The sequence below is a fragment of the Microbacterium sp. Leaf351 genome (assembly GCF_001423825.1).
GTDB classification, from domain to species: Bacteria; Actinomycetota; Actinomycetes; order Actinomycetales; family Microbacteriaceae; genus Microbacterium; species Microbacterium ginsengisoli.
In genome coordinates this window covers 25,780-30,622 of sequence record NZ_LMPK01000009.1, presented here as the reverse complement: position 1 = coordinate 30,622, position 4,843 = coordinate 25,780, and the positions used below count along the sequence as shown (strand labels likewise).

The window sequence follows — 4,843 nt, the reverse complement described above, 5'->3', positions numbered from 1 at the left end:
CCCGCGACGGCCCCGGCCGACGCATCACATTGGAGGGTACTGTTGGCGCCCCAAGAAGGGGTGAGGTTCTAAGAAGGGGTGAGGTTCTTGGCTCGTCGGGTTGATCCGAGGCTGCTCTGGTCGGGGATTCCTTGTCGAGGTGGCTAGGAGACTCACCCGCGACGGCGTCCGTCAGCCTCGTCGACCTCGATGCGTGCCGGAGAGCGGAACAACCTCGCGAGATCGGCGACCGAGGTCTAGGGTCGGGGGCACCGCGACTGTGCACGACGAGGTGAAGCGTGGATCGGAGGGCGCGATCGTGAGACCGGTGAGGCGGGCGCAGCGACCTGAGATCGCCTACTCGTGGCGCCGATCGGAACACAGCGGACTCGATCCGAGCAGCCCGCGTGTGCGGCTCGCTGAGGTCAAGCGGGCGAGCCGGCTCACGAGGGCTGCGGCGCCGGTGATCGAGGAGATCGCCGAGTCGATGGTCGATTACCCCTTCGCAGTCATGCTCGCCGACGAGCGTGCGTGCATCATCGGCGCACGGTTCGGCGAGCGAACGATCGCGCGGCAGATCGAACGAAGCGGAGGCGTGCCGGGGCGGGTTTTCGACGAGGAGCTGACGGGAACGAACTCCATCGGGACTGTGCGAGAGCTGCGCAGGCCCCTTGCCGTTCATGGCGAGGAGCACTACCTGGAGTCGCTGAAGGACTTCAGTTGCTATGGAACGCCGATCCTGCATCCAATCACGAAGAGGTTCGTCGGCCTTATCGACGTGAGCGGGTTCGCGAAGGGTGCGGCCCCGATCCTCGGACCGCTGCTTGGTCGCGCGGCGAAGGACATCGAGGCACGTCTTCTCGACCTGTCTCAAGCCTCCGAGCTGGAGCTGTTCCGTCGCTATCAGGAGCGCACGGCGCATCGGAGCAGGCCGGTGCTGGCTCTGGGTCCGAGCTTCGTGCTGGCGAACACCGCCGCAACGGATGCCGTCGATCCCGCTGACTATCCGCTGCTGCGCTCGCTCAGCAGCACGGATGCCGAAGCCCGACCGGTGCAGTTCGTTCGCCTCGTCAGCGGCGCGGATGCGCGTGTGCGGGTCGAGAGCGTCGGAGCGCGCGGAGACTGCGTCCTGCTGGAGATCGATCCTCACGTCCGGCCAGGGTCTGGCGTCGCCGCATCCCACGCCCGCACGGAGGGTGCCCCTCAGCACTCGCGTACCCCGGAGCTGACGTTGGTCGTCGGAGAACCGGGTGTCGGTCGGACGACGGAGGCGCTTCGTCTTGCCGGCCCTAAGGCGTCTCACCATACTGCGGAGTCCGCGTCGCTGGACGGAGAAGCGACATGGCTCCGGGGCGCCGCGCTCGGCCTCCAAGCCGGTCCGTGCGTCTTCGACGACGTGGATGCCCTCTCACCTGCACTCGCAAGCGCGCTGGGACGCCTGCTTGCCGACGCCGCCGACGCCGTCGTGCTGATCTGCGGAACCCGACTCCCGTCGAGTCCCGCGCACGCGGCTCTTCTGGCCAACGCAACAGATCGCACGATCCTGCCACCGCTGCGGGACCGCCTGGACGAGCTGCCTGAACTCATCCGCGGGCTCACGGCGGAGGGGTCCCCGCTCGTACTCGCCCCCAGCGCCTTGGAGGCGCTTCGTGCGCACGACTGGCCGGGCAATCTTCACGAGCTCCGCAAATTCGTCGATGTGGCAGGGAGCGAAGGGCGTACTCGGCAGCTGAGCGTTCAGGACTTACCTCCGGCCTACCGCAGAACCGATCGTGCGCGGCGCCTGAGCCGGCTGGAGAAGGCCGAGCGCGAGACGATCGTTACAACGCTCGCCGAGGTCGATGGCAACATTGCCCAGGCCGCACGCCTGCTCGCGATCAGCCGGCCGACCCTGTACAGCCGTATCCGCGCATTGGGCATCGCGCGCTAGGGGTCCTCGCGAGCCTCGGCGTACGGAGGTCGTAAAGAACTTGTACACCCGCCGTCGCTGACTCGCGCGCAGACTCGCCTCAACGGACTCAGAGAGGAGCACGCCATGAGCACTAAGGGCACGATCGTGCGACACGATCAATTCTTCATCGATGGCGGATGGGTCGTCCCCGCGGGGGCCAGCCGGATCGAAGTGGTCTCGCCGAACACCGGCGAGATCATCGGGGACGTCCCTGAGGCGGGCACGGCCGACATCGACACCGCTGTCGCTGCGGCGCGGCGGGCCTTCGACGACCCGCAGGGCTGGTCCCAGTGGACCCCGCGGCAGCGTGCCGATGCCATCGAGCGGCTCGCCGACGAGATTGACGCGCGCAAGGACGAGATCGCCCGCCTGGTGAGCAGCCAGAACGGCATGCCCATCAGCACGTCCCTCGGTCTGGAGGCGGTGTTCCCCTCCGCGGTCTACCGGTACTATGCAGGTCTCGTGCGCGATCAGCCCGTCGAGGAGGAGAGACCGGGTCTGTTGGGGGGTACGACGCTCGTCCGGCGCATACCCATCGGTGTCGTCGGCGCGATCGTTCCGTGGAACTACCCGCAGACGCTCGCGTCGTTCAAGATAGCCCCCGCCCTCGCGTCGGGCTGCACCATCGTGGTCAAGCCGTCGCCCGAGACCGTGCTCGATGACTATGTGTTCGCGCAAGCGGTTGAGGCCGCGCAGTTGCCTCCCGGCGTGATCAACATTGTCCCGGGAGGACGCGAAGCCGGCCGAGCGCTGGTCGAGCACCCGGGGATCGACAAGATCGCCTTCACCGGGTCGACCGCCGCGGGGCGTGAGATCGCGGCGACCTGCGGGAGGCTGCTGCGGCCGGTCACCCTCGAGCTGGGCGGCAAGTCCGCCGCAGTGCTCCTCGACGATGTCGACCTCGCCGCATCCATGCAGGGCCTGTATGGTGCGACACTGCTGAACAACGGGCAGACGTGCTTCGCGGGCACACGCATCTTGGCGCCGCGATCCCGCTACGACGAGGTCGTCGAGGCCTTTGCGGGACTGCTGCAGTCTCTGCCGATCGGCGACTCGCTCGACGAGGCCACACTCGTCGGGCCGATGGCGACCTCCGCTCAGCGCGATCGCGTCGAGAGCTTCATCGCCCGAGGCAGATCCGAAGGCGGCCGAGTCGCCGTCGGTGGAGGACGACCGCAGGAGCTCGGCCGTGGCTGGTTCGTCGAGCCCACTCTGCTGACCGGACTCGACAACTCGGCGACGGTGTCTCAGGACGAGATTTTCGGGCCCGTGCTCGTCGTGATCCCCTACGACGACATCGAGCACGCCGTACGCATCGCGAACGACTCCCCCTACGGGCTCGGCGGCAGCGTGTGGACGGCTGACCACGGCCGCGGGGTCGACGTGGCTCGCCGTATCCACACCGGCACGATCGGGGTGAACGGATACCTTCCCGATCCCACGGCGCCGTTCGGCGGTGTGAAGGCGAGCGGGATAGGACGTGAACTCGGTCCCGAGGGCCTCGCGTCGTATCAGACCGCGCAGTCCATCTACCTCTGACGTGAGGAACGGGGTCGGATGCCTGGCCCCGGCGGAGCCCGGTCACCCTTGTCCGTCAGTGTGCCGTGACGTGGCACGGCACACTGACGGGCAGGCAGCGGCAGCGGCATCCTTGACAGCGGACGTTGTCGTCCAGCGAGGGGAGATTCTTCGTGAGCGAAGTCGATATCAGTGCCGTGCCCCTGATCGCGCGGCACCGCGCCATCCACAGCGAGATGGTCGCGATCAACTATGAGAGCCGAGAGGTGACGTACGTCGAGTTCCATCAGATCGTGGGACGCCTCGCCGCTGCGCTGCGCGCAGACGGCGTGGGGCCGGGCGACAGGGTCGCCTACGCGGGGCTGAACAGCCTGACGTTTCTCGTCACCTACTTCGCCGCCACCTGGGTCGGAGCGGCTTTCGTCCCGCTGAACTTCCGGCTCGCGCCCCGCGAAGTGCGTGCCGTGCTTGAGGACGCGCGACCGGACGTACTCGTCGCAGAGCCCGTTCAGGCCACTGCGATCGACGACTTCGTGACCGAGCTGACGATCCGGCATGCCCTCGTCGTCGACGACGACCCCGCTCTCGAGCCCGCCGCGGATCTGTCGGCTCGCTGGCAGTCCTTCCTGGCGTTCCGGACGGCGCACGAAGAGATCCCGCCGCACGTGCGTCAGTCGGACGACGACCTTGCAGCGCTGCTGTACACCTCCGGTTCGACCGGCAAGGCTAAGGGTGTCATGCTCACGCACGGAAACCTGTGGTGGAACTGGGTGAACGTTGACTCGGTTGTCGACACGCGCTTCGGCGACGTGAGCCTCGCCGTCGCGCCGCTGTTCCACATCGGCGGCTTCAACGCCCTGGCACTGCGGACAATCACCCGGGGCGGGACGCTCGTGGTGCGGCGGTCGTTCGTCCCGGCCCAGGCTCTGCAAGACCTCGTGAACTTCCGTGTGAACAGCATGTTCCTCGTGCCCGCGATGCTTGCCGGCATCCAGCGTGAGCCCGGGTTCGACGACGCCGACCTGAGCAATCTCCGCTCGACGATCGCTGCGGGTGCACCCGTGCCACCGGCGCTGATCGCGACGTATGCGGAGAAGGGGGTCCTCCTGCAGCAGGCCTGGGGGCTCACCGAGACTGCGCCGTTCGCGACCTATCTCGAGTCGTCGATGACGTCGGAGAAGCTGGGGTCGTGCGGTGTGGCGATGCCGTACACCGAGGTCAAGGTCGTCGATCCCACGACGATGGGCGACGTCGCGGTGGCCGGGCGGACGGGCGAGTTCTGGGTTCGCGGGCCGAACGTCTCGCGTGGCTACTGGAACAACCCGGAAGCGACCGCGGCGGTCTTCACGCCCGATGGCTGGTTCCGCACGGGCGACATAGGCTACGCAGACGAGG

General features: G+C 67.7%; 3 protein-coding genes. All 3 read left to right on the top strand.

The window, feature by feature from the left end; genetic code table 11:
- Positions 1–442 precede the first annotated feature (442 nt).
- Positions 443–1,909, top strand: a complete 1,467-nt coding sequence (locus tag ASG00_RS03385) for a helix-turn-helix domain-containing protein (RefSeq protein ID WP_156454814.1) — start codon at positions 443–445, stop codon at positions 1,907–1,909.
- A gap of 105 nt (positions 1,910–2,014) precedes the next feature.
- Positions 2,015–3,469 carry an aldehyde dehydrogenase gene (locus ASG00_RS03380; RefSeq protein WP_056206916.1) on the top strand — a complete coding sequence of 485 codons (1,455 nt, stop codon included), beginning with the start codon at positions 2,015–2,017 and terminating at the stop codon, positions 3,467–3,469.
- A 152-nt stretch (positions 3,470–3,621) separates the two neighbouring features.
- On the top strand, positions 3,622–4,843 hold a 1,222-nt coding region (locus tag ASG00_RS03375; protein WP_200930845.1), incomplete at its 3' end, for an AMP-binding protein.

What these genes read in the sequence shown, in the direction of transcription:
- ASG00_RS03380 (WP_056206916.1), top strand. Translation starts at nt 2,015, where the DNA reads ATGAGCACTAAGGGCACGATCGTGCGACACGATCAATTCTTCATCGAT.